At 68.8% G+C, this 23560-nt stretch carries 19 protein-coding genes; 15 read left to right on the forward strand and 4 right to left on the reverse strand.

Annotated features, from left to right (window positions below; all coding sequences use genetic code 11):
- Position 1: 1 nt before the first annotated feature.
- Positions 2 to 808, reverse strand: coding sequence for an IclR family transcriptional regulator (locus tag E0H45_RS36300; protein WP_202872692.1), 807 nt, complete (start codon positions 806 to 808; stop codon positions 2 to 4).
- A gap of 98 nt (positions 809 to 906) precedes the next feature.
- Here E0H45_RS36300 and E0H45_RS36305 point away from each other — a divergent pair, with 98 nt between their 5' ends.
- From E0H45_RS36305 to E0H45_RS36370, 14 genes are all read left to right on the forward strand, one after another.
- Positions 907 to 1914, forward strand: a complete 1008-nt coding sequence (locus tag E0H45_RS36305) for an ABC transporter permease (protein ID WP_131346264.1) — start codon at positions 907 to 909, stop codon at positions 1912 to 1914.
- Positions 1907 to 2782: an ABC transporter permease gene (locus E0H45_RS36310; RefSeq protein WP_131346265.1), complete on the forward strand. Its 876-nt coding sequence runs from the start codon at positions 1907 to 1909 to the stop codon at positions 2780 to 2782. The genes E0H45_RS36305 and E0H45_RS36310 overlap by 8 nt, the downstream gene beginning before the upstream one ends.
- 14 nt (positions 2783 to 2796) lie before the next feature.
- Positions 2797 to 4365: an ABC transporter substrate-binding protein gene (locus tag E0H45_RS36315; protein ID WP_131346267.1), complete on the forward strand. Its 1569-nt coding sequence runs from the start codon at positions 2797 to 2799 to the stop codon at positions 4363 to 4365.
- Positions 4362 to 5627: a M20 family metallopeptidase gene (locus E0H45_RS36320; RefSeq protein WP_131346269.1), complete on the forward strand. Its 1266-nt coding sequence runs from the start codon at positions 4362 to 4364 to the stop codon at positions 5625 to 5627. The genes E0H45_RS36315 and E0H45_RS36320 overlap by 4 nt, the downstream gene beginning before the upstream one ends.
- Positions 5620 to 7284: an ABC transporter ATP-binding protein gene (locus tag E0H45_RS36325; RefSeq protein ID WP_131346271.1), complete on the forward strand. Its 1665-nt coding sequence runs from the start codon at positions 5620 to 5622 to the stop codon at positions 7282 to 7284. The genes E0H45_RS36320 and E0H45_RS36325 overlap by 8 nt, the downstream gene beginning before the upstream one ends.
- The gene (locus E0H45_RS36330) at positions 7281 to 7949 is read left to right on the forward strand and encodes an AroM family protein (protein ID WP_131346273.1); all 669 of its coding nucleotides are present in this window, start codon (positions 7281 to 7283) and stop codon (positions 7947 to 7949) included. The genes E0H45_RS36325 and E0H45_RS36330 overlap by 4 nt, the downstream gene beginning before the upstream one ends.
- A complete protein-coding gene (locus tag E0H45_RS36335; protein ID WP_131346275.1) occupies positions 7946 to 9547 on the forward strand; it encodes an OPT/YSL family transporter in 1602 nt (533 codons plus the stop codon). Before E0H45_RS36330 ends, E0H45_RS36335 begins: the two co-directional genes overlap by 4 nt.
- Before the next feature lie 29 nt (positions 9548 to 9576).
- Positions 9577 to 10506, forward strand: a complete 930-nt coding sequence (locus E0H45_RS36340) for a DUF1177 domain-containing protein (protein ID WP_131346277.1) — start codon at positions 9577 to 9579, stop codon at positions 10504 to 10506.
- Between the two features lie 75 nt (positions 10507 to 10581).
- Complete coding sequence (locus E0H45_RS36345) at positions 10582 to 10926, forward strand: YciI family protein (protein ID WP_131346279.1); 345 nt, start codon at positions 10582 to 10584, stop codon at positions 10924 to 10926.
- A complete protein-coding gene (locus tag E0H45_RS36350) occupies positions 10923 to 12101 on the forward strand; it encodes an RNA polymerase sigma factor (RefSeq protein WP_131346281.1) in 1179 nt (392 codons plus the stop codon). The genes E0H45_RS36345 and E0H45_RS36350 overlap by 4 nt, the downstream gene beginning before the upstream one ends.
- A 56-nt stretch (positions 12102 to 12157) precedes the next feature.
- A complete protein-coding gene (locus tag E0H45_RS36355; protein ID WP_131346283.1) occupies positions 12158 to 14317 on the forward strand; it encodes a hypothetical protein in 2160 nt (719 codons plus the stop codon).
- On the forward strand, positions 14304 to 15023 hold the full coding sequence (locus E0H45_RS36360; RefSeq protein WP_131346285.1) for a hypothetical protein: 720 nt from the start codon (positions 14304 to 14306) through the stop codon (positions 15021 to 15023). The genes E0H45_RS36355 and E0H45_RS36360 overlap by 14 nt, the downstream gene beginning before the upstream one ends.
- Positions 15024 to 15080: 57 nt before the next feature.
- Positions 15081 to 15689 (forward strand): maleylpyruvate isomerase family mycothiol-dependent enzyme, encoded by a 609-nt coding sequence (locus tag E0H45_RS36365; RefSeq protein WP_238155601.1) that lies wholly within the window; start codon positions 15081 to 15083, stop codon positions 15687 to 15689.
- On the forward strand, positions 15686 to 16069 hold the full coding sequence (locus E0H45_RS36370; protein WP_131346289.1) for a VOC family protein: 384 nt from the start codon (positions 15686 to 15688) through the stop codon (positions 16067 to 16069). The genes E0H45_RS36365 and E0H45_RS36370 overlap by 4 nt, the downstream gene beginning before the upstream one ends.
- On the opposite strand, the gene E0H45_RS36375 is transcribed toward E0H45_RS36370, so the two are convergent.
- The 3 genes from E0H45_RS36375 to E0H45_RS36385 are packed head-to-tail and all read right to left on the reverse strand — an operon-like array spanning position 16056 to position 22895.
- Positions 16056 to 19979: a WD40 repeat domain-containing protein gene (locus E0H45_RS36375; protein ID WP_131346291.1), complete on the reverse strand. Its 3924-nt coding sequence runs from the start codon at positions 19977 to 19979 to the stop codon at positions 16056 to 16058. The two genes, E0H45_RS36370 and E0H45_RS36375, sit on opposite strands and share 14 nt — an antisense overlap.
- Positions 19976 to 21340, reverse strand: a complete 1365-nt coding sequence (locus E0H45_RS36380; protein ID WP_131346293.1) for an esterase/lipase family protein — start codon at positions 21338 to 21340, stop codon at positions 19976 to 19978. Before E0H45_RS36380 ends, E0H45_RS36375 begins: the two co-directional genes overlap by 4 nt.
- A gap of 43 nt (positions 21341 to 21383) precedes the next feature.
- Positions 21384 to 22895: a serine hydrolase domain-containing protein gene (locus E0H45_RS36385; protein WP_202872693.1), complete on the reverse strand. Its 1512-nt coding sequence runs from the start codon at positions 22893 to 22895 to the stop codon at positions 21384 to 21386.
- Positions 22896 to 22994: 99 nt separating this feature from the next.
- On the opposite strand from E0H45_RS36385, the gene E0H45_RS36390 reads away from it, so the two are divergent.
- Entirely contained in the window at positions 22995 to 23528 is a 534-nt protein-coding gene (locus E0H45_RS36390; RefSeq protein WP_131346296.1) for a helix-turn-helix domain-containing protein, read from the forward strand.
- Positions 23529 to 23560: the final 32 nt, after the last annotated feature.

Consider the following 23560-nt stretch of genomic DNA (forward strand, 5'->3'; position numbering starts at 1 on the left):
TTCAGCGACGGCGAGTGCGGGCCGCCGGCGTACGGTGCGCGAGCAGGTTGCTCAGTTCTTCGGTTGCCTCCAGCAACCGTGGGACGTGGTCCCGGATGTCGCCGGGCAGCTCCTCGAACTTGCCCTCGACCACGGTCAGCGAGCCGATCGGGCGGCGGCCGAGCCGGACGGGCGCCGCGATCGCGCGGGTCGCGGCGTCGTACTCGCCGTCCGAGAACGCCCAGCCGGTCTGCACGGTGTCCTCGAAGACCCGCTCCAGTGCGGCCTCGTCGACCTCGGTGAGATCGGTGAACCGCGCGAACGGCCGCCCGGACAGCAGCGCGCGGCGTTCGTTGCGGTCCAGGAAGGCGAAGTACGCACGGGAGGTCGCGCCGGCGTGTGCCGGGTACAGGTCACCGACCAGCGGATGACTGCGCAGCGGACCGCCGCCGCCGTCGACGGCCGCGATGCAGCGCACGTGGAAACCGTCCGGGATGGTGAAGGTCGCGGTCCGCTCGGTGTCCTGGGCCAGCCGCTCGAGCACCGCATCGGCGAGAGCGGCCAGCCCGCCGGTGCGCTCCCACAGTGCGGCCATCCGCCACATCGTCGGGCCGAGGCTGTACCGGCGGCTGATCGGGTCCGGGCGGAGGAATCCGCGGAACGCGAGCGCCGCGAGCAGTCGCTGGGCCGACGACTTGTCGATCCCGAGCTCGTCGGCGAGCTCCATCACACCCCAGTCGCGGCGCTGCTCGGAGAACGAGATCAGGACCTGCAGCGCCCGGTCGACGGTCTGCAGCGGTGACCGTACGTCGTCATCCAGAGAATTCACGGTGAGAACGGTAGCGCAACGACCCGATTATCGAATTGGTCTCTCATATAACGGGAAGTCGTTGCAGATGTCGCGCCCTCTCCTCGAATCTCTTCCGCATGAACCTCGTCCTGCGCCGCGTGGCCGCGATGCTGCCCGCGCTGATCGGCGTCGTGGTGTGCATCTTCGTGCTCACCCGGGTGCTGCCCGGCGATCCGGCCCGGACGCTGGCCGGCGACCAGGCGGACCCGAGCGTGGTGGCGAAGATCCGCACCGACATGGGCCTCGACCAGCCGCTGCACCTCCAGCTGGTCCGGTACTTCGCGGACCTCCTGCACGGCAACCTCGGTTTCGCCTGGCACACCGGTCACAGCGTGGCCTCCGACTTCGCGTCCCGGCTGCCCGCGACCGTGGAGCTCGCGCTGGTGGCACTCCTGATCGCGTTGGTGGCCGGCGTCCCGCTCGGGGTGATCAGTGCGACGCGTCGCGACCGCCCGGTCGACCACGCCGGCCGGGTGTTCTCGCTGCTCGGTGCGTCGATGCCGCTGTTCTGGCTCGGCCTGATGGTGATCGTCGTCTTCTACAACAAGCTCGGCTGGGCGCCGGCACCACTCGGCCGGGTCGCCGAGGGCATCAACCCGCCGACCGGCATCACCGGTCTCTACCTGGTCGACTCGCTGCTCACCGGCGACTTCGTGGCGTTCCGCTCGGCGCTGTCCCACATCATCTGGCCGGCGCTCTGCCTGGCGACCGGCAGTACGGCGATCATCGCGCGGATGACCCGGTCCGCGATGCTCGAGGTGATCGGTCAGGACTACGTCCGGACGGCGGTCTCCAAAGGCCTCAAGCCGTCGGTCGTGACCCTCAAACACGCGCTGTGGAACGCCGCTCCGGTGATCGTCACGATCTCCGGCCTGCAGTTCGGCCAGCTGATGGGCGGCGCGGTCATCACCGAGACGGTCTTCACCTGGCCCGGCATCGGCTCGTACGTCGTGCAGTCCGTGCTGGCCACCGACTACGCGCCGGTCCAGGCGTTCACGCTGGTCGCCGCAGTCGTCTACCTGGCGGCGAACCTCGTCGTCGACCTCGTCAACGCCCGCCTGGACCCGAGGATCGCCGATGCCTGACACCGCCCTGCAGACCGCGCCCGCTGCCCGCCCGACCACTACTCTGCGGCTGTTGCTCCGCAACCGTCTCGCGGTTGTCGGCCTCGTCTTCATCGCGTTGTGGACGCTCGGCGCACTCCTGTCCGGCCTCTCTCCGTACGGCGCGACGCAGCCCGGCGCGGGCGCTCTGCTCCAGGGGCCGTCACTCGCGCACCCGTTCGGCACCGACAACTTCGGGCGTGACCTGCTCACCCGGGTGCTGGCCGGCGGCCGCATCTCGTTGTGGACCGGACTGATCGCGATCGCGATCTCGCTGCTGATCGGCGTACCGCTGGGCGCCTTCGCCGGCTTCGTCCGTGGTCGCGCCGGCGGTCTCGTGATGCGGTTGATGGACATGCTGCTGGCGTTCCCGTCGCTGGTGCTCGCGATGGCGATCGCGGCCGCGCTCGGTCCCGGCATGGTCAGCGCGATGGTTGCCGTGGGCATCGTCGGGATCCCGGAGTTCGCCCGGATCGTGCACGGTCAGGTGCTGTCGTTGCGGGAGCGCGACTTCGTCGAGGCCGGGCACGCGATCGGCCTGCCGGGGAGCAGCATCCTGATCCGGCACATCGTGCCGAACGCACTGGCCCCGATCCTGGTCCGGGCCACGCTCGGCATGGGCTACGCCATTCTCACCGCCGCCTCGCTGAGCTTCATCGGTCTCGGCGCCCAGCCGCCCGACCCGGAGTGGGGCGTGCTGATCTCGGACGGCCGCGGCTACATCATCAGCGGCGAGTGGTGGATGACCACGTTCCCCGGCCTGGCGATCGCGACCTCGATCCTCGGCTTCAACCTGCTCGGCGACGGCCTCCGGGACGTCCTCGACCCGCGCCTGCGGACCAGCAAATGACAAAGGAGACCCGCATGAAGCGGACAGTTCTCGCCCTCGCCGCGGCGGCGGCCCTCGCGGTTTCCGGCTGTGCCGCGAACGCGAACAGCAACAGCGGCGCGCAGGAGGACGCCGGCGACACCCTGGTCGCGGCGTACTCCGAAGGCGGTAAGACCCTCGACCCGGCCGAGGCGAACGACGTCACCTCGGACACCTTCGTGGTGGCGGCGTACGACCAGCTCGTCACCTACGCCCGGACCGAGGACGGCGGCAAGCCGAAGGCGAAGACCGACCAGATCGTGCCGATGCTGGCCGAGTCCTGGAAGGCGAGTGCGAACAACACGTCGTACACCTTCAAGCTGCGGGCCGACGCGAAGTTCCAGGACGGGGCGCCGGTCACGGCGGACGCGGTGGTGAAGTCGTTCGACCACATCAAGGCGTCCAGCTCGGCGAGCTTCCTCTACAAGATGGCCGGCATCGCCAAGGTCACCAAGGTCGATGAGCAGAACGTGAAGATCGATCTGACCGCGCCGAACCACCTGTTCCTGCAGATCCTGCCGATGTACTCGTTCTCGATCATCGACATGGACAAGGTGACGCAGAACGGCGGCCCCAAGTGGCTGGCCACGAACACGGCCGGTTCGGGCCCGTACAAGATCACCAAGTGGGACCCGTCGACCGAGGCGTCGATGGCCCGCAACGACACGTACTGGGGCGACAAGCCCAAGCTGCGTCAGGTGGACGTGAAGTTCATCGCCGAGGCGTCGAACCGGGTCCAGCTGCTCAAGAAGGGTGAGGTCGGCCTCGCTCTCGAGGTGCCGCCGAAGGACGTGCAGTCGCTGAAGGCGGCCGACGGCGTGATGATCGACTCGCGGGCCGGCAACAAGATCCTGTTCTTCGCGATGAACAACAAGATCAAGCCGTTCGACGACCCGCGGGTCCGGCAGGCGGTGTCGTACGCGATCCCGTACGACAAGCTGCTGAACGACGTGATGAAGGGTCAGGCGTCCCCGATGAAGTCGTCGGTGGCCAGCTCCACGCCGGGCTTCAGCGACGCCGGCTACACCTACACCCACGACCTCGACAAGGCCCGCGCGCTGCTGGCCCAGGCCGGTCTGCCGCAGGGCTTCAGCTTCGACTTCACGCTCGGATCCGGCTTCGACGACTGGAACGACGACGCGGTGCTGATCCAGGCCGAGCTGGCCAAGATCGGCGTGAAGATGAACATCAAGAAGATGGCGCGGCCGCAGTTCCTGGAGGCGCTGGAGACCAAGAAGGTCCAGTCTTACATCACCCGCTGGACCTCGTTCGTCAACGACCCCGGCTACCACCTCGGCCTGCTGCTCACCAGCCAGGGCTCGAGCAACTACGCCAACTTCTCCGACCCGGTGGTGGACCGCGCCTGGCAGCAGGCGTCGACCGAGCCGGACGTTGCCAAGCGCAACAAGCTGTACGGCGCCGCGCAGCAGGAGATCAACACCAAGGCGCCGTGGGCGTACCTGTACGAGTACAACATCGTGGTCGCGCACCGCGCCGGCCTCGACGGCTACACGTCGTACCCCGACGGCATCGTCCGTTTCTTCCAGCTGAGCGTGACCAAGTGAGCTGGGAGGAGAAGGTCCTCGCGGAGATCGAGCGGACCGCGGACGACCTGATCGAGCTGGCCGGTGACCTGATCCGGATCCCGAGCGAGAACCCGCCGGGGGACTGCACCGAGGTCGGTGAGTTCATCGCCGCCGTCCTGCGGAAGGCGGGTGTCGAGGTGGAGATCCTCGACGCCGGCCAGGGCCGCCTGAACGTGGTCTCTCACCACGGAGAGCCGGGCGATCGCCATCTCGTGCTCGCCGGCCACTCGGACGTCGTACCGGTCGGTGACGTGAGCCGCTGGAGCTTCCCGCCGTTCGCCGGTGACGTGGTCGACGGGTACCTGCGCGGCCGCGGCGCCAGCGACATGAAGGCCGGCCTCGCCGGGATCATCCACGCGTACGTCGTGATGCACCGGCTCGGCGTACCGCTGGGCGGACGGTTGTCGCTCGCCGCGGTACCGGACGAGGAAGCGGGCGGGCCGCTCGGCGCGGACTGGCTGCTCGACCAGGGCGTGCTGGACGGTGCGACCGGCGCGGTGATCGCGGAGCCGGCCGAGCGGACGCACCCGACGATCGGGCAGAAGGGCAGCAACTGGTTCCGGCTGACGGTGTCCGGCCGGCCCGGGCACGGAAGCCTGCAGCCGTTGCACGGGACGAACGCGAATCTCCAAGCAGCGAAGGCGATTCTCGCGTTGCAGTCGCTGTGGGAGATGGTTCCGGATGCGCCGGCCGAGGTACGGGAGCTGATCGCGCGGTCGCAGCTGTTCGCCGAGGAGCGGGAAGGGTACGCACCGGGGATCGGTGCGGTGTTCGACCATGTGACGATCAACGTCGGGAAGATCACCGGCGGGTCGGCGACCAACGTGGTTGCGGACAAGTGCGTCGTCGAAATCGATACCCGTGTCCCGATCGGACTGAGTCGCGCCCAGGTGCTCCAGCGGGTTGACGAGCTCTTGGCGGAGGCCGGGGTCGAGGCGACCGTGGAGCCGCTCGGGTTCCGCAGCGAGCCGAACTGGACGCTGCCCGACGACCCGATCGTGGTCGAACTGGTCAATTCACTGCGCGAGCTCACCGGTGAGTCGGCGGAGGGCGTGCTGCAGTGGGCGTCGTCGGATGCGCGGACGTTCCGCAGTCATGGCATCCCGGTGCTGCAGTACGGGCCGGCCGAGTTGTCCACGATCCATGGCTTCGACGAGCGGGCACCGGTCGCGGACGTCGTACTGGCTGCGAAGACCTACGCACTGACAACGTTGCGGTACCTCGGAGTTCGTGATGAGTGACCTGCTGACCATCTCCGATCTGACCGTGCGGATCGACACGTCGCGCGGGCCGATCACGCCCGTTCGCGACGTCAGCCTGAGCATCCCGAAAGGCAAGATGCTCGGGCTGGTGGGGGAGTCCGGCAGCGGCAAGAGCGTGACCGCGATGACGATCACGCGGCTGCTGCCTCGGCGGTCCGTGCACGTGACCGGCGGGCGGATCGAGTTCGACGGACGGGACCTCACCAACCTGTCGGACCGATCGCTACGGGCCGTGCGCGGCAAGGAGATCGCGACGATCTTCCAGGAGCCGATGACCGCGCTCAACCCGGTGCTGACCATCGCCGACCAGGTCGCCGAGCCGCTGCGTGTCCACCTCGGGTTGTCCCGCCGGCAGGCCGCGGACCGTGCGGCCGAGCTGCTCGACATGGTCGGCATCCGCGACACCGCCCGGGTACTGCGGGACTATCCGCACCAGCTGTCCGGTGGGATGCGGCAGCGCGTGATGATCGCGATGGCGATGTCATGCGAGCCGAAGCTGCTGATCGCGGACGAGCCGACGACCGCGCTCGACGTCACCACCCAGCTGCAGATCCTCGAGCTGGTGATGGACCTGCAGCAGAAGCACGGTACGTCGGTGTTGCTGATCACCCACGACCTCGGAGTGGTCGCGCAGACCTGTGACGAGGTCACCGTGATGCACAACGGACAGGTCCAGGAGACCGCACCGGTCGAGCAGATCTTCGAAGCACCGCAGGCGGACTACACGAAGCGGTTGCTGAGCTTCCTGCCGTCCAGCCGGCCGCGAACGCGAGAGGCCCGGCCGGCGGACGAGGCACCCCTGCTAAAGGTGTCGGACCTCGTCAAGGTGTTCCCCGGCCGACGTCGTCGTACCGAGCCTGTGACCGCCGTCGACGGGGTGAGCTTCAGTGTCGCTCCGGGCCGGACGCTGGCGATCGTGGGGGAGTCCGGGTCCGGGAAGTCGACGACCGGCCGGGCGTTGCTCCGGCTGCACGAGCCGACGTCCGGGGCCGTGACGTTCGACGGCGTCGACCTGCTCGGGCTGTCCGCGGCCGAGCTGCGGGCGATGCGGTCCCGGATGCAGATCGTCTTCCAGGACACGTATGCGTCGCTGGATCCGCGGTGGACGATCGAACGCACGCTGGCCGAGCCGCTGCGGTTGCACACCGACCTCGACGCGGCGGGGATCCGCGAGCGCTTGGTCGAGGTGATGGAGCTCGTCGGGCTGGAGGCCGAGCACCTCGAGCGGTTCCCGCACGAGTTCTCCGGTGGTCAGCGGCAGCGGATCGGCATCGCCCGGGCGTTGCTGCTCAACCCCTCGCTGGTGGTCTGCGACGAGCCGGTGTCCGCGCTCGACGTGTCGGTGCAGGCGCAGGTACTGGAGCTGCTCAAGGACCTGCAGGATCGGCTCGGTCTGGCGTACGTCTTCATCTCGCACGACCTGTCGGTGGTGCGGCTGATCGCCGACGACGTCCTGGTGATGAGCCGCGGCAAGGTGGTCGAGCACGGCACGGTCGACGAGGTCTTCGCCGCGCCGAAACACCCGTACACCAAGGCGTTGCTGGCCGCTGTGCCGTCGCCCGACCCCCGGGCGCGCCTGGATCGCGCCCAGCGCCGCGAACTCGTCGAAGCCGGAACGAAGGAGGCCGTCGCATGACCGTTCTAGGTGTTGTGACCATCGGGCAGTCGCCGCGCAGCGACATGGTTCCGGAGCTGCTGCAGTGGTTGCCGTCGTCGGTCGAGGTCCGCGAACGCGGTGCTCTGGACGGGCTGTCGGCCGCGGACCTCAAGGCGCTGGCTCCCGAGCCGGGTGACGAGACGCTGACCACCCGGCTGCGCGACGGCTCGTCGGTGGTGATCGGCCGAGCGGGGATTCTGCCCCGGCTGCAGGCGGCGATCGACATCCTCGAGGCCGGCGGAGCGGACGTCGTACTGATCGTCTGCACCGGCGACTTCCCGCGGTTCCGCCACAGCCGCCCGCTGCTGCTCGCGGGTCCACTGCTGACCGCGGGTCTGTCCGCGCTGGCGGGTGACGCGCTGGTCGGGGTGGTGTGCCCGCTGGCGGAGCAGGAACAGCAGTCGTACGAGAAGTTCGAGCACTTGGAGCAGAAGATCAAGGTTGCGTGGGCGACGCCGTACCAGCCTGGTCTGACCGAGTTGGAGAACGCGGCCCGGTCGTTGGCCGCGGAGGGCGCGCAACTGCTGGTTCTCGACTGCATGGGGTACACGCAGGAGCATCGTCAAGCAGCCGCGACCGCGTCCGGGCTTCCCGTGGTGCTGTCTCGTTCTGTTGTCGCTCGACTTGCTGCGGAGCTGACATGACCGTCCCTACGAAGCCCCAGACCAAGCACCCGCGGGCGTTCGAGCCCGCGACGCTAGCGCTGCTGGTTGTCTGCGCGGCGGTCGGCGCGGTCATCGGTCTGCAGATCATCACCACGCTGGGCGTCACTCCGAACACCGCGCTGATCGGAGTCCTGGTCGCCGTCGCGCTCAGCCGGGTGCCACTCGCCGTACTGCGTCCGTTCCGGTCGGTGCACCGGCAGAACCTGGTCCAGTCGACGATCTCCACCGCGACCTTCGCGGCCGCGAACTCGTTGCTGCTGCCGATCGCGATCCCGGTCGTCCTCGGCCGGCCCGGGCTGGTCTGGCCGATGCTGATCGGCGCCGGACTGGCGATGCTGATCGACTTCGTGATGCTGTACTGGCTCTTCGACTCCAAGGTCTTCCCCGGATCAGGCGCCTGGCCGCCAGGGGTCGCCGCGGCCGAGGCGATCAAGGCCGGTGACGAAGGCGGCAAGCGGGCAGCGCTACTGGGCGCCGGTACGGCGGTCGGCCTGCTCGGGTCGTGGCTCGGCGTACCGATGTCGGCGTTCGGTGTCGCGTTCATCGGGAACGTCGTCGCGCTCACGATGTTCGGGGTCGGGCTGTTGGCACGGGGCTACAGCGCGGACCTGTTCGGTGTCGACATCGCGGCGCACTACATCCCGCACGGGCTGATGGTGGGCGCCGGTCTGGTGGCGTTGATCCAGGCCCTCGTGGTCGTCTTCCGCGGTCGCCGTACGCCGGAGCCGGCTGAGTCGACTGGGGAGCGTACGACGTACACCCGCGACGACTCCGCTGCCGGCCGCGGTCTCGGCCGGGGCTTCGTGCTGTACGTCGGGGCGGCGATCCTGCTCGCGATCACCGGCGGACTGATCGGCGACCTGGGGATCGGGGAGCTCGTGCTCTGGGTCCTGTACGCCGCGGTGTCGTGCATCATCGCGGAGTTCATCGTCGGACTGTCGGCGATGCACTCCGGCTGGTTCCCGTCGTTCGCGACCTCGCTGATCTTCCTCACCATCGGGATGTTGCTCGGCTTCCCGCCGATCGCGCTCGCCCTGCTGGTCGGGTTCATCGCGGCCGGTGGACCGGCGTTCGCGGATGCCGGGTACGACTTCAAGGCGGGCTGGCTGCTGCGTGGCCGGGGGAGCGACCCGGCGTTCGAGCTGGCGGGACGGCGGCAGCAGCTGTTCGCGGGCGTCATCGGGATGGCGGTCGCGGGCGTGGTCGTGGCGCTGACCTACCACGTGTACTTCGACCGCGACCTGTTCCCGCCGATCGTGCAGGTCTACGCCAAGACCATCCAGGCCGGCGCCGACCAAGGCCTGATCGGCAAGTTGCTGCTCTGGGCCGTGCCCGGCGCGATCATCCAGGCGGTCGGCGGCGCAAAACGCCAGATGGGCATCCTGCTCGCCACCGGCACGCTGATCGTCAATCCGATCGCCGGCTGGACCGTGCTGGCGGGGATCGTGCTGCGGGTCGCGTACCGCCGCTGGAAGGGCCCCGAGGCCGAGTCGCAGATGACCATCGCCGCGGCCGGCTTCATCGCGGGCGACGCGTTGTGGGGCTTCGGCAACAGCCTCGTGAAGACGAAATTCTGACTGGGAAATTCTGACTAGGAGATCCAGATATGGCATGGCGTGAAGTTCTCGACCTGTACGACATTCTCGACGACGCGGCTGCTTCCGGTACGGCGGTGGCCGGTTGGCTGCGGGCGCACGGTGTCGACGACGTCAGCGTGACGGAAGTGAAGGGCGACAAGGGCAGCACCGACTTCGTCCGGGCAGTCATCCCGGGCAGCCGGGGCCGGATCGCCGGCGGCGACGCACCGACGCTCGGGATCATCGGGCGGCTGGGTGGATTGGGAGCCCGGCCGGAGCGGATCGGGTTCGTCTCCGACGGCGACGGCGCGCTGGTCGCGCTCGCGGTGGCCGGCAAGCTGGGCACGATGCGGCAGCGTGGCGACCAGCTGCCGGGCGACGTGATCGTCGCGACGCATGTCTGCCCGGACGCGCCGACCCGTCCGCACGACCCGGTGCCGTTCATGGACTCGCCGGTCGACGTCGACGCGATGAACCGGCACGAGGTCGAGGACGCGATGGACGCGATCCTGTCGGTCGACACCACCAAGGGCAACCGGGTCGTCAACCACCAGGGGTTCGCGATCTCGCCGACGGTCAAGGAAGGCTGGATCCTGCGGGTCAGCGAGGACCTGCTCGACCTGGCGTCCCAGGTGTCCGGCCGGCTGCCCGTCGTCCTGCCGCTCACCATGCAGGACATCACGCCGTACGGGAACGACGTCTACCACATCAACTCGATCCTCCAGCCCTGTACGGCGACGTCCGCGCCCGTGGTCGGAGTCGCGATCACCACCGAGACCGCCGTACCGGGATGCGGCACCGGCGCCACCGACCTCACCAGCGTCGAGTCGGCTGCCCGCTTCTGCGTCGAAACCGCCAAGACGTACGGCGGCGGCACGGCGTCGTTCTACGACGAGGCCGACTTCACCCGCCTCACCGGGCGCTACGGCACCATGCACCACCTCCAGGGCATGGGCTGAGTCGTTCTACCGTGGGGGTGTCTGTTCTCGCTCGGGCCGTTCGTCGGTGGGGTGAAGACACTCTGGAGGAGGACCGTGAAGTACTTGCTGATGATCTGTGGCGACGAGTCGGCTGCCGCGCACGCCAATGACGGGTGCGGTGGCTGGACCGAGGAGATGGAGTCCCGTGGGGTCGTGGCCGGTGGGGCCGGGTTGCGGCCGCCGGACGAGGCGACCACGGTGCGGATGCGGGAGGGCGAGCTGCTGCTGACGGACGGGCCGTTCGCGGAGACGAAGGAGCAGATCGGCGGGTTCGTGCTGATCGACTGCGCGGACCTGGACGAGGCGATCGAGATCGCGTCGAAGCACCCAGCGGCCGGCTACGGCACGATCGAGATCCGGCCGGTGTTCGAACCGCCGGTGCTGGAACCGCCGGTGTGACCTTCGAGGAGATCTACCGGCAGGAGTGGGGCCAGGTGGTCGCCACTCTCATCGGGCTCACCGGCAACTGGGAGCTGGCGGAGGAGTGCGCGCAAGAAGCGTTCGCCGCGGCGCTGGAGCGGTGGCCGAACGACGGCGTACCGGATCGGCCTGGTGCGTGGCTCACCACGACCGCACGCAACCGTGCGATCGACTGGCTGCGCCGCGAGGCAGTGGGTGCACAGAAGCTGCGGGAGGTGGCTGCGATGGCGCAGGACTCAGAGCCGCCGTACGACGTACCGGACGACCGGCTGCGGTTGATGTTCACCTGCTGCCATCCCGCACTGGCGATGGAGGCGCGGGTGGCGTTGACGCTGCGGACGCTAGCCGGTCTGAGTACGACGGAGATCGCGCGGGCGTTCCTGGTGCCGGAGACGACCATGTCGAAACGGCTGACTCGCGCGAAGCAGAAGATCCAGCACGCGGGCATCCCATACCGCGTCCCACCCGCACACCTCCTCCCGGAGCGGACACCCGCCGTACTGGCTGTCCTGTACCTCCTTTTCAACGAGGGGTACTCCGACGTTGTCCGGAGCAACCTCAGCGGTGAGGCGATCAGACTGGCCAGACTGCTCGTCCAACTCATGCCGGACGAACCGGAGGCGGCTGGACTGCTCGCACTGATGCTGCTGCACGATGCGCGCCGCGACACGCGCCTGGCACCGGACGGCGCTCTGGTCACACTGGACGAGCAGGACCGCACCCAGTGGGACAACACCCGGATCACCGAAGGCGTCGACCTTCTCGACTCCGCACTGCGCCGCGGCGAGCCCGGCCCGTACCAGGTCCAGGCCGCGATCGCGGCCTGCCACGCCACCGCCCGGACCGCAGCCGACACCGACTGGCCGCAGATCGCCGCCCTGTACGTTCAGCTCCCGCAGACTCCCGTAGTCGCCCTCAACCGCGCTGTCGCGATCGGCATGGCAGACGGCCCAGCCGTCGGCCTACGCCTGGTAGAAGAGCTAGCCGCCGGGCCGCTGCTCGGCTACCACCTCCTCCCCGCCACCCGAGCCGACTTCCTCCGCCGCCTGAACCGCCGCACCGAAGCCGCCACTGCCTACCGCGAGGCCCTGGCCCTGGCCACCACAGACGCCGAACGCAAGTACTTGGAGAGGCGGCTGGCCGAGGCGACCTGAGACGCTCTTTTCAAACGCCTCTCCCGCGTAATCTGGCAAGAGGGGAAGGGGGCGCAATGGTGGGGGAGACCGATTGGGCCGCGATCGGCGGTGAATTCAGCCGTCGCGAGCTGACAGCACTGACAACGACGCTCGAGAGCAACGGTGCGTTGCGGGAGGTCGTCGATCACGCGCTGGCAAGGGCCGGCAACAGTTCCGCAGAGTTCGAGCAGGCCTGGACGGCGGCCGGCCGGCAACCCGGAGCGACGCTCGTACTGGCCGCGTATCTCTACGCGCGTTGTCAGGCGGCGTGGGAGCGGACGGGCAACTACGACGGGATCCGGGCGACGATCGAAAGCGCCCGCACTGGATGGGACCTGTGCGACCGGCCGCTCGGCTGGGAGGACGAGGCCACCGACCTGTTCCTGCAGCACGCCGCGTCCCTGCCGGACTGCATGAACGCCGAGGGAGCGATCAACTGCTCCTGTCCGGTGGCGCTGGAGGTCCACGCCGCGGCTGTGTCGGAGGCCAACGCCGAGGTCCTTCGAGCGATCCGGGGCCTCGCGCAACCAGGTGCCGAGAGCTTCGTCAAGTTCCTCGCCGAGATCGTCGAGAAACACTTCGTGACGTACGACGCGATCGCCGCCGTCGCGCACGGCGTACTGGGCTGGATCCTCGAAGGGCCTGCCGCCGTCGATGAGCTCGAAGCGTGTATGACGCGGCTCGAGAGGGCGGAGTCCAGCCTGCTGCTGGCCGACGACGTCTACTCCTCGGAGCTGCGAGCGCACCGGTACGCGCTACAGAGGCTGACCGAGCACACGCCCGGTCCGAGCGTGCCGGAGCTGACGATCAGTGAAGCGCGCTTGGTCTACTGCTACCCGTTCGCCACCCCGGCGCGGATCAGCTGGGAGGTCCTCGGGAAGGCGCGCGTTCTGGCGGGCGCGCGACCGCAGCTCGTCGACAAGCTGCATCTCTCCGATATCTGGAACAGCGACATCTATCAGGGGCTGGTGGTGACGTTGCCGCCGATCAATGTCCGTACGACAGCCGGCATCGATCTGCGCCATACCGTCGAGCTCCGGCTGAGCAAGTTCGGCAACCACTACATCAGGATCGAGTACGACAACGACGGCGACGAGCTCGGACTGCACGAGATCTACCAAGGGCTGCGGCGGGCGTCGCACTCGATGGGTGACGAAGAGGTCACCTTGCTCGAGGGCGGTGGGACCGGATCGTGGCAGCGTCTGCACGAGTTCGCGGACGAGATCCACAAGGATCTGGCCGAGCAGGTCGACACTTTGCACCCGGGCGAGTGGCACGCGGACTTCGGCAACGACTTCAACGTCGTACTGGAGATCAGGCAGGCGCAGATCCGCGGCGCGGACGGTCACCGGCGCGCAGCGACCGGTCAGGACATCATCGACACGGCCGGGCAGCTGCTGCTGAATCCGGTCACCGGTTATGCGACGGCGCTCGAGGAATGGGCCCGCCGGCCGATGCCGCAGAAGGTGCGGAACCTGATCGGGGAGGCGGGGTACGACACCGACCTCGTCGCCAGGACCGACAACACCACGCTGGTCGTGCTTCCGGGCAGCCCGAGCTGGGTCTACCTCGGCCAGGAGGAGAAGGTCGAGTTCGTTGCCTCGCTTCCCCCGCTCCTGAAGCGGTGGCGCCACGAACTGCGAGCGACGAAGGACGCGCTGGCCGCGTCGTTGACGCCCGGACGCATGGAGGAGACCAAGCGCGGGCAGGTGGAGGCCGACCGGTTGAAACTGGCTCGCCACGTGGCCGACGTCCGCTACTGCCTCGATCAGCTGCACAGCAACGCGCTGTGCCGGCCGGCGGTACACCGTCGTCTGGTCGACAGGTTGTACGACGCGGCCGGTCTGCTCCGGTACGAGGACGAACTCGAGGCGGAGATCCGTGAGGTCGAGGCACTCTACGCACTGGTCGCCGCGCATGTGAGCGTTGTCGAGGAGCAGAAGGCGCGGGCGGACGAGGAAGCGACCAGCAAGTACCAGCGGAGTATCCAGGTGATTCTGGGGTTGCTGGCGGCGCTGTCGCTGGTCGGCCTGTTCGAGGCGATCAACCAGTTCGCCAAGGCGTCCGCCGTGGAACGCGTGCCAGTGGTGGTCGGCTCGCTCGAGCTCGGATTCGTCCTGCTGGCCGCGGCCGCGATTGCAACGGCGTTCGCGCTGCTGGGACGCCCTGGAGGCAGACACAGTGGCCATTCCTGACCTGGAGTACGTCGACTCCTGGCTGCTGGCGCCGGTGCAGCTCGAGCGGCTGTACGACGAGGTGCTCAACCCGAGCTTTCCCGTTGACGAGCTGATGCCGCGTGACCGGCTGTTGCCGCGGCTGGCCAAGGAGGACAGCGGAGTCTGCTGCCGCGTCGCGGTCGATCCGGCCGGACGGGTCGTGGCCGCGATCATCGCGGACACCTACCCAGCGGCCCGTGTCCTGCTGCTGTCCTACCTGGCCGTCCTGTCGGGGCTGCGTGATCGCGGCGTCGGCACCGGGCTCGCCAATGACGCCGTACCGCGCTGGATCGCGAGGTACCAACCTGCGCTGGCCGTCGCGGAGGTCGAGGACCCACGCCGCCACGTCGCCAGCGACTCCGCCGGGTACGGCGACGCGGACTTGAGGATGCGGTTGTACGACGGGCTCGGCGGACTGATCCTGCCGGTCCCGTACGTGCAGCCGGCCCTGTCCGCAGGAGCTGAGCGCGTCCGCAACCTGCTGCTGATGGTGTTCCATGCCGCCCCGGAGGTCTGTCCCGATCAGCTGCTCGACCCCGGGCTGCTGGTGCGGTTCCTGACCGACTACTTCACGGCCTGCGAAGGCAGGACACCCGTCGACGCCGAGTTCACCGCCCTGCTCGACGCCTGCAACCGCCCGGGCGGCATCCCCCTGGTGAAACCGTCCGAATATCTGTCGGACTGAGTGTCTGTCCCGGCAGAACCCGTTCGTCGGTGGGGTATGACGGACATTAGGAATGCTGTGGCGGGGGAGAGGGCCGAGCTGGCTGAGGTGCTGGCCGGGCTTCAACCGGAGGAGTGGGACAAGCCGACGTTGTGTGGCGGGTGGCGAGTGCGGGAGTTGGTCGCGCACATCACCATGCCGTACCGGATCTCTTTGCCGCGGTTCCTGGCCGGGATGATCCGGTCCGGCGGCAACTTCAACCGGTACGCCGACCGCCAGGCGCGGCAGGACGCGGCGGAGCTGACGTCTGCGCAGCTGGTCGAGTGTCTGCGCCAGAACATCAACCACCCGTGGAAACCGCCCGGTGGCGGCTTTGAGGGCGCCCTGTCGCACGACGTGATCCACGGCCTCGATGTGACCATTGCACTGGGCATCGATCGTCCGGTGCCGCCCGAGCGGCTGCGCATCGTCTTCGGTGCGATGAGGCCACGCCACGCCAAGTACTTCGGCGTCGACCTGGCCGGTGTACAACTGCAGGCAACCGACCTCACCTGGACGTACGGCACCGGCACCCCTCTCACCGGCATGGCACAGGACCTCCTGCTGGTCCTCAGCGGCCGTAGCCTCCCACCGAACCACCTGTCCGGTCGCGACGCCGACCGCTTCACCGCTGGAGTGACCCGATGATCATCTGTCTCCCGATCGAGGACCGGCCGCGCTCGTACGCCTTCTACCAGGAGGCGCTCGGCCTGACACCGGTCGGCGAGCTGGCCGACGACGGCATCCCCGAACCGCTGCAGTTCCAGCTGGCCGACGACGTACGGATGATGCTGATCCCGACCGAAGGCTTCGGCTGGGTGCTGGGTGATCAGCCGGCCGCACCCCATGGCCAGAGCGAGTGCATCCTCAACGTGCACGTCGACAGCGAAGCGGCGGCCGATGCACTGGCTGCCAGGGCGGTCGCCGCCGGCGCGGTGCAGGTCACGGCACCGACTCGCAAGCCGTGGACCTACATGGCCACGTTCACCGACCCCGACGGACACCTGTGGATGGTCACGGCTCCCTGAGTTCGAGGGCGTAGTCGCCGTGGGTGGCAGTCCGGACCACTACCCGGTCGGAATCGATGGTCAGATTCGTGATCGGGCCGTCGACGTACAGCCCGGCGATCCGGGTGCCTGCCGCCGGATCCCACACCGCGACGTTGCCGCCGGTCGATCCCGTGACCAGCACGGTCCGCGTGTTGAGCGATCCGATCGCCACGCACTGGACCGCTGAGGCGCGGTCCGCCGCGTTCTCGATCCGCTTCCCGTCCGCGATCGTGTACACCCGTGCCTTTCCGCCGCACGCGACGGCGACGATCGCGCCGTATCCAGGAAGGTTGCCCAAGGCCACAGAGGTCGCCTGCTCCAGGTTCGGCTTGACGTACAGCAGGTCCCAACCCTGTTCGAGCACGTACGACGGCAGCTCCACGAACGGACCGGCGATCGCGCGGGGACGCTCGCCTTCCCGACGGGCGGGGGACAAGGTTCGCGCGTCCCAGACCCAGACGGCGCCGTCGACCGATCCCGTCGCGATGACCGGCACGCCGTCCACCTCACCGGCCGCCGCGGCCGACTGCGGCCAGCCCTCCGGCCGGTCCAGATCGAGTGCCCGACGGCGAGACCCGTCCCGCGGCGGCTCGTTACCGAGCTCCTCCGGGACCGTTGTCGGCACGAACCGGTCGTAGCGCCACTGCTCCGTGGTGGTACTGCGAAGCCGCGAGAGCGTGACGCCGTCGCGGTTCGCGTCGTACTCGAGTTGCTGCAACTGCACCAAGGCGGTGTCGTCGTAGTCGGGCGCCGCGGCAACGATCGGATGTCCGCCGACCACGCCGATCGCGATGGCCCTGGAGCGCTCGTCGTACGGCGACTCCTCGACGTGCGTGTGTCCGTCGGTGAACCAGAACAGACGTCTCCCGATCCCCGCGGCGACCACGAACGGCGCGCCGATCCGGGCACCGGCCATGACGTCGAGCAGACTGCCGCTGTCGAACTGGACCGGATCGGTCCGCCACCCCTCGCGGCCGTCGGCGGGGTTGATCAGCAGAATGCGATGGGCGCGGTCCGGGTCGGGCTCGTCCTGCACGGCCAGGAGTACCAACGCGCCGTCGTCCTCGATCCCGAAGCCACGAACGTCGAGGGCCTCGAGCGCGGGCGGAAGGTCGAAAGGCCGCAATGTCACGGCGTCGACCAGCCTCAGCGTGCGGTCGAAGTCGACGCCGGCGATGACCAGCTGCCCGTCGACCCGGCCGACTCCGATGGCGTGACCGAGGCCGACGTCCGCTGCGGCGATCAGCTCCCTGGTCCGGGCGTCCCACACCTCGAGGATCCGGTCGTACCCGGCCGAGGTGACCACGACCGGGCGGCCATCGATGACGGACATCGCGACAGCGGTCGCCCGGTGCTGGAGCCCGATCATCGACATGACATCCGGTACGCCGGTCCGCGGGTCCCACAGCTCGATCCGCCTGTCGACCGCGATCGCGACCACGGGGAGGTCGTCGACGTGGCCGAAGCCAAGACCACGGACCTTGCCGGTCGTGCTGTAGGTCGACTCGAGATCTGCTCTCCAATCGAGGCTGCCCTCGACCATCCGCAGCCACGGTACGGTCGTGAGCCGGCCGACCGCATCGCCCAGCCCGGTCATCGACGCGCCGGCGTACTCCTTCAACCTGGCGTGCAACTGCCCCGGGAGCTGGGTGGGGTCGCGAGTGAGAGCGGTCCGGCTCCGGCGGAGGGTCCGTTCCATCACGTCGACGGGCTGGAACGTGGTCATCCACCGGACCGTCGCGTCGACGTCGTCGCGGGACGCATCCTGTTCCATCACGAGCTTGGCCGCGGTGATGACCGCGTCGGTCTGGTCGACGCCCAGCAGGTCGACCGCGCGGGTCAGCCAGCCGGCATCGGTCACCAGGTCGACGACGGCCGCGGAAGCTGGTGCGATCCGGTCCGCGTCGGCCACCAGATGCTCGGCGAGGTAGCGAACCGCGTAGAAGTTCGCGTCCGCCCAACCGTCCGTGGCCGACCGCTGCCGCGCGGCCAGCGCTCGCGCGATCCGTCGGTGGCCGGCGGCGTACGACGGCTGCGCGTGGAAGTGCTCCACGAACGTCTGGTGGGCCAGCCGGTAGGTGCTCTGCCCGTGCTCCCCGTCGAGCATGACGTACGGCGCCGCCGCGACCAGCAGGTTGTCGAGATCGGCCTCGCCGGGCCGGCCGTCCGTGAACGCGCCGGCCGCCGTCGCCCAGATGCCGTCGGCGCGCGGTAGCCCCCGGCCACGGGCATGGCCAAGAGCCTCGAGCAGCGGACGGAAGTTGCGGTTGGCAACCGTCAGCCGGTCCACAGCGGTCGCGAACAGGCCGCGGTTGTCCTGCTCCAGCAACTCTGCGAGCTCGGGCTGGGCCTCGGCGGTCAGCAACTCGGGCCGGACGAGGATCTCGTGGACGGCCAGCCGGGCGTAGAGGAAGTGCCGGTTGTGCGCGCCGACGCTGCGTGCGGCCGCGGCCGCGGTGCTGGGGTCGATCGGCAGCGCCCTCAACCGATGGTCGACGTACCTCGTCACCGCTTCGGCATCGAGGTCCACCGTCACGGTGGCGGTCGGTTCGAGCTCGTCGAGCAGGTTGGTGTCGACCGGCTGCAGGCGGTCGAGTCCTTCGTTGGTCGAACGGCGAGTGCCGACGACTACCCGGCAGCCGGGAGCCTCGGACAGTTGTCGCAGTACGGCGGCCACCGCGAGCGGATCCTGGGCCTCGTCCAGCGCGTCGACCATGACCGTGCTGTCCTCGACCACCGTCCGCAGGCCTTCGAGCGTGGAGGACACATCCGGCTCGCCTTGGAGGTCGGCCGCCAGCCGGTTGATCATCTCGGTGGTCGTCAGACCGGTGAGCAGGACCGCGGCATTGAAGACGTCGTCCGGCGGCTGCTCCGGCGCGGCCAGTCGCTGGACCCGGTCGGTGCGGATCAGCAGCTCGCGCAGTGACGGGTTGGTGTGTACGACGAGGTTGCCCAGGACGGCGGACTTGCCCGAGCCGGCCGGCCCGGTGACGGCGAGCAGTCCGGAGTCGGTCGTGCGCAGCCACTCGGTGATCTCCCGATGCTCCCGGCTGCGCCCCTCGAAGTACCAGGTCGGCTCGCCGAGCTCCGCCCCCTGCGCCTTGGGCACGAAGAACCTGCGCTGGTCCTTCGGCAGACCGGCAAGGAACGCCTCCAGTTCGAGATAGACGTCCTGGGTGGCGGTGACGCCCGCACCGAGCGGCCGCGCCGGCGGGGTCAGCGGCCGGGCCTGGCCGAGCCCGATCGGGATCGCGAAGCCGAACGCCAACTGGTCCTCCAGGCGGCCGACCAGGTCGGCCACCCGGATCACCTCGTCGTTGGCCGTGAAGGACTTCAACACCAGGTCCAGAGCCTTCGGCACCGCGTTGAGGAAGCCCGATCCGGTGCCGCCACCACCGAGCAGCGCGAAGCGTTGCGGCGGATTCGTCGTGGACAAGACCTTCGCCGCGAGCAGTTGGACGAACCGCTCGGCGCCGCAGGCCTCGATGACGACCAACGTCCACGCCCCGTGGTCATCGCTCCGGCCGGCCCATTCGTCCGCCAAGTGATTCGCCAGTTCCTGCGCGTGGTGGCCGGTGCCCTTCTTGTGCTGGGCGCTGTTGTACGACGCAAGCCAGGCATCCTCCGTGTCCGACTCACCATGACCTACCCAGACCAGGACCGAACTCCGCGGCCCGTCCCGATCGGCCCAGGCACCCAGCTCCTGCTGTACCCAGGCGGCGTCCGGCAGGCCGTCGGTCCAGGGATGCACAACTCCGCCGTACGGCGTGAGCAGGTCGGCGATCGCCTTGGCGTCGTCCTCGGCCGGGATCGACGCGAACGGCCGTCGTACCTCGGTGCTGTAGGCAGCGATCGGGATGGGATAGATGGTGAAAGCCGGCTCGCTCATTGGCCCGCCTCCTCGGGTGGGACCGCCAGTACCTGTTCTGTGACGGCTGATGCGCCGCCGCCTTTCACCTCAACCCGGTAGACGCCTGGCTCCCCGAGGACGACCGATGCGGTCAGCACTCCGTCGCGAAGCTGCAACGGAGGCACCGCGACCTGCCAACGGCTGAAGACGTCGACGACCCGGCACGTCGTACCGGTCGCGTCCGCGCCGGTCACTGTGATCGTGAGCGGTTCGGTTACGGAGACGACGTCGGGTACGTCGATGCCGATCTCGCCGGGGCCGAGCGGGGGACCGGCGGTGTCGTTGGTCAGGACGTCGCGCACATGCGAGATGGCTTCCTCGGTCGCGGCAACGGCGCCGTGGGACTGCGGGAGCGTGCCGGGGGGCAGACCGAACCCGGCCGCCGACCGGCGGAACACTGTGCCGTCGCCGCGCAGATCCAGCCGCTCCCTGATCACCCCGGCCGGATCGGTGATGCACGTGTGCATGAGCGGTGTCAGTACGCCGTCGCGCATCGACAGACTCTGCATCGTCGGCTGTTCGACGCCGATGAGCAGCCGCAGACTGCCGGCCCCGCCTTGCATGAGTTTGTCGTGCCGCAGAAGGGATTCGTCGGCAAGTTCCCGGTCGCCGTCGAGGTTCGCGATGTCGCTGGGCTCGAGCCGCCGGGCGGTCGCACCCTCGTCGACGCACCGGTAGAAGGGCAGCAGGTCGTACAGCCCCGGCATGTGCTGGACCAGTTTGCGCAGCCGCTTGCGGGGGATCGGTAGGCCATCTCCCGAGCTCAGGATGTACGCCGACTTGACCGAGCCGTAGTACGGCGTGCCGAGCGTGATCGTCGTACGGACGTCCGACGCTCCGCCGAGCACCTGCAGGTAGTACCGGGCGACCAGGCCGCCCATCGAGTGCGCGACCAGGACGACCTTCGCGTCGGCACTGCCCGAAGGATGCGCGCGCCACTGGGACAGGTGCCGGTCGACCAGTCGCTCGAGTTCATGCGCGTTGTGTTCCACGGACAGCCGCCAGTCGTACGGGAACTCGCACAACGCATCCGGATGTGCGAGCACCCGTCCTATCCCGGTCAGCAGCTTTGTGTACGGCTCGAAGCCCTTCAGCACCGGCGCGAACGCCGGGAAGCGCAACAGACCGGAGGCACGGACACGGCCGGTCCGGCCGGCCCGTTCGTCCTCCGTGACGGCCAAACGTTTGAGCGCTCTTCCCGTCGTCCACGCGCTGACCCACCAACTCGCGTCGTCGAGGCCCCACAAGACATCGCCTGACTCGACGTCGACCAGCGAACTCCCCATGATTCCCGGGATCACGATGACGGCATCCCGGGACACGGCCCCCACTGCGTCCATCCGAACCCACCCCCGGATTCAGTTTCGATCCGGGTCGGGCGATTTACCAGACCGTGGCCGGGTGGCGAAGCTTGGCCGGCCGGAGGGCCTTCTTGGTGGCTGATTGACGGCGGAACAGGCGGCCGCCGTACCGGAGCCACTCGACCTGTCCGTCGCTACCGCGAACGAAGTTGGCACGGACGTGCGTCGGCGTGCCGTCCGGGTTCTGCGCGAGCACGTAATCCTTGCGGTAGAAGGCGAATCGGAACAGAGCCTGCCCGCCCATACCGGCGACCAGCTCGCCGCTGTCGGCAGTGAGGTCGAGACCGAGCTCCTCCGGCTTACCGTCGAGACCGATCTGCTGGGAGACGTAGGTGCCCTCGTAGGCGGCCAGCCGGCTCGGCGGCAGCTCCTGCGGTACGGCGCGCAGGTTGCTGACGCCGGCGAACTCCTGCAGCGCCCAGTCGTCCGCGAACAGCTCTGCCACCAGAGACGGCCCGCTCTCGGAGTTGGTGAGCAAAGTGATGGCGAAGTCCCGCTGCGGTACGAACAGGAAGCCGGAGTGCTGACCTGACCAGTCCCCGCCGTGCTGCACCACCGTCGGACCCTGAGCGGTCGGCCGGAGCATCCAGCTGACACCCACCCCGTTCAGCTCGACGAACAGCGTGCCGCCCGGACCCGGATGCGACTGCATAGCAAGCCTGCTGCGATCGCTGAGCAGCTTGGGGAGGTCCCGGTGCCCGAGGTGGTAGCGCGCGTACCGGAGCTGGTCGCGTGCGCTAGAGATCAGGCCGCCGATCGAGTGCAGCGCCCGCGGCATCGCGTCGAACGACGGCTCGACGACCGGCTTTCCGTCGACGATGTTGTGCGACGCGGCGACGCTGAAACCGTCGAGCTCACTGTGGAAGAACCGGCTGTGCACGAGTCCGAGCGGATCGACGACCAACTCGCGGGCGGCGGTCTCGTACGGCTTCCCGGTCACCACCTCGATGATCCGCCCGGCCACGCCGATCGCCGCGTTGTTGTACGAGAACACCTTCCCGAGCGGCGTGAGCTGCGGGACCTTCGTCATACCGGCGACGTACTGCGCGAGCGCGCCGTCGCCCTGGCCTGTGTCCTCGAAGTAGTCGCCCTGCCAGCCGGCCGAGTGGTTCAGCAGTTGCCGGACGGTGACTCGGGCCGCGACCGATGGGTCCTGCGTCGCGAAGTCCGGCAGGTAGGCGCGGACCGGTCGGTCCAGGCTGATCCGGCCGCGCTCGACGAGTCGCATGATCGCGGTCGCGGTGAACGTCTTGGAGGTCGAGCCGATCCGGAACACGGTGTCGCCGGACACCGGTTCGCCGGTGTCCACGTTGGTGACCCCGAAGCCGCGGACGTACTCCCGGCCGCGGTGCCAGACGCCGAGACCGGCCCCCGGGATCGCGTACTTCGCCATCCCGGCCTCGATCTTCTCGGCCAGCCGCCCGATCGCGGCCGGTTCGCGCAGACCGGTGGCCGAGGCGGGCAGGGTGGACAATGCGGCGACCGGTACGGCAGCGGCCGCGGACTTGAGCACGGTACGACGGGTGAGCGACACGTCAACGTCTCCTCGGGCGAGTGGGAATGCTTCCGATTCCGCTATTATTACCAACATTGGTATCAATGGGTACCCTGAAAGATCCCTGATGGAGAGCCGATGGAGGAGTCGCCGACCCCGGTGCTGGACGTTCTGCTGCACCCGATCCGCTGGCGCATCGTGCAGCGCGTGCTGGGCCGCGAGGTGACCACCACGGACCTGAAACGCGACCTGCCCGACGTCCCCGCCACGACGCTCTACCGGCACGTCGCCGCGCTGATCGACGCGGGTTACCTGACGGTGGTCCGCGAGCGGAAGATCCGCGGTACGACGGAGCGCACGCTCAGCCTGGACCAGACCAAGGTCGGCCGGATCGACGAGCGCGAGGCGCGGGCGATGACACCGGACCAGCACCGGCAGGCGTTCCTGATGATGCTGACCCGGCTGGCCGCCGACTTCGACCGTGTGGTCGAGAGCGGCGACCTGTACCCGCGGATCCATCAGCTGGGCTACTCACAGCTCGCCCTGTACCTCAGCTCGGACGACATGGCCGCGTTCCGGTCAGGCTTCGCAGAGCTGATCGAGCCGTACTTGGCCGAGTCCCCGGGCAAGGACCGCGTGGTCCTGTCGATGTTCTCGTTGCCCGACAGCTGAGCGAGGTTCGTGCTTCCCGGGAGAGGGACGGC

Source organism: Kribbella soli (genome assembly GCF_004331345.1).
In the GTDB taxonomy this organism is placed as follows: domain Bacteria; phylum Actinomycetota; class Actinomycetes; order Propionibacteriales; family Kribbellaceae; genus Kribbella; species Kribbella soli.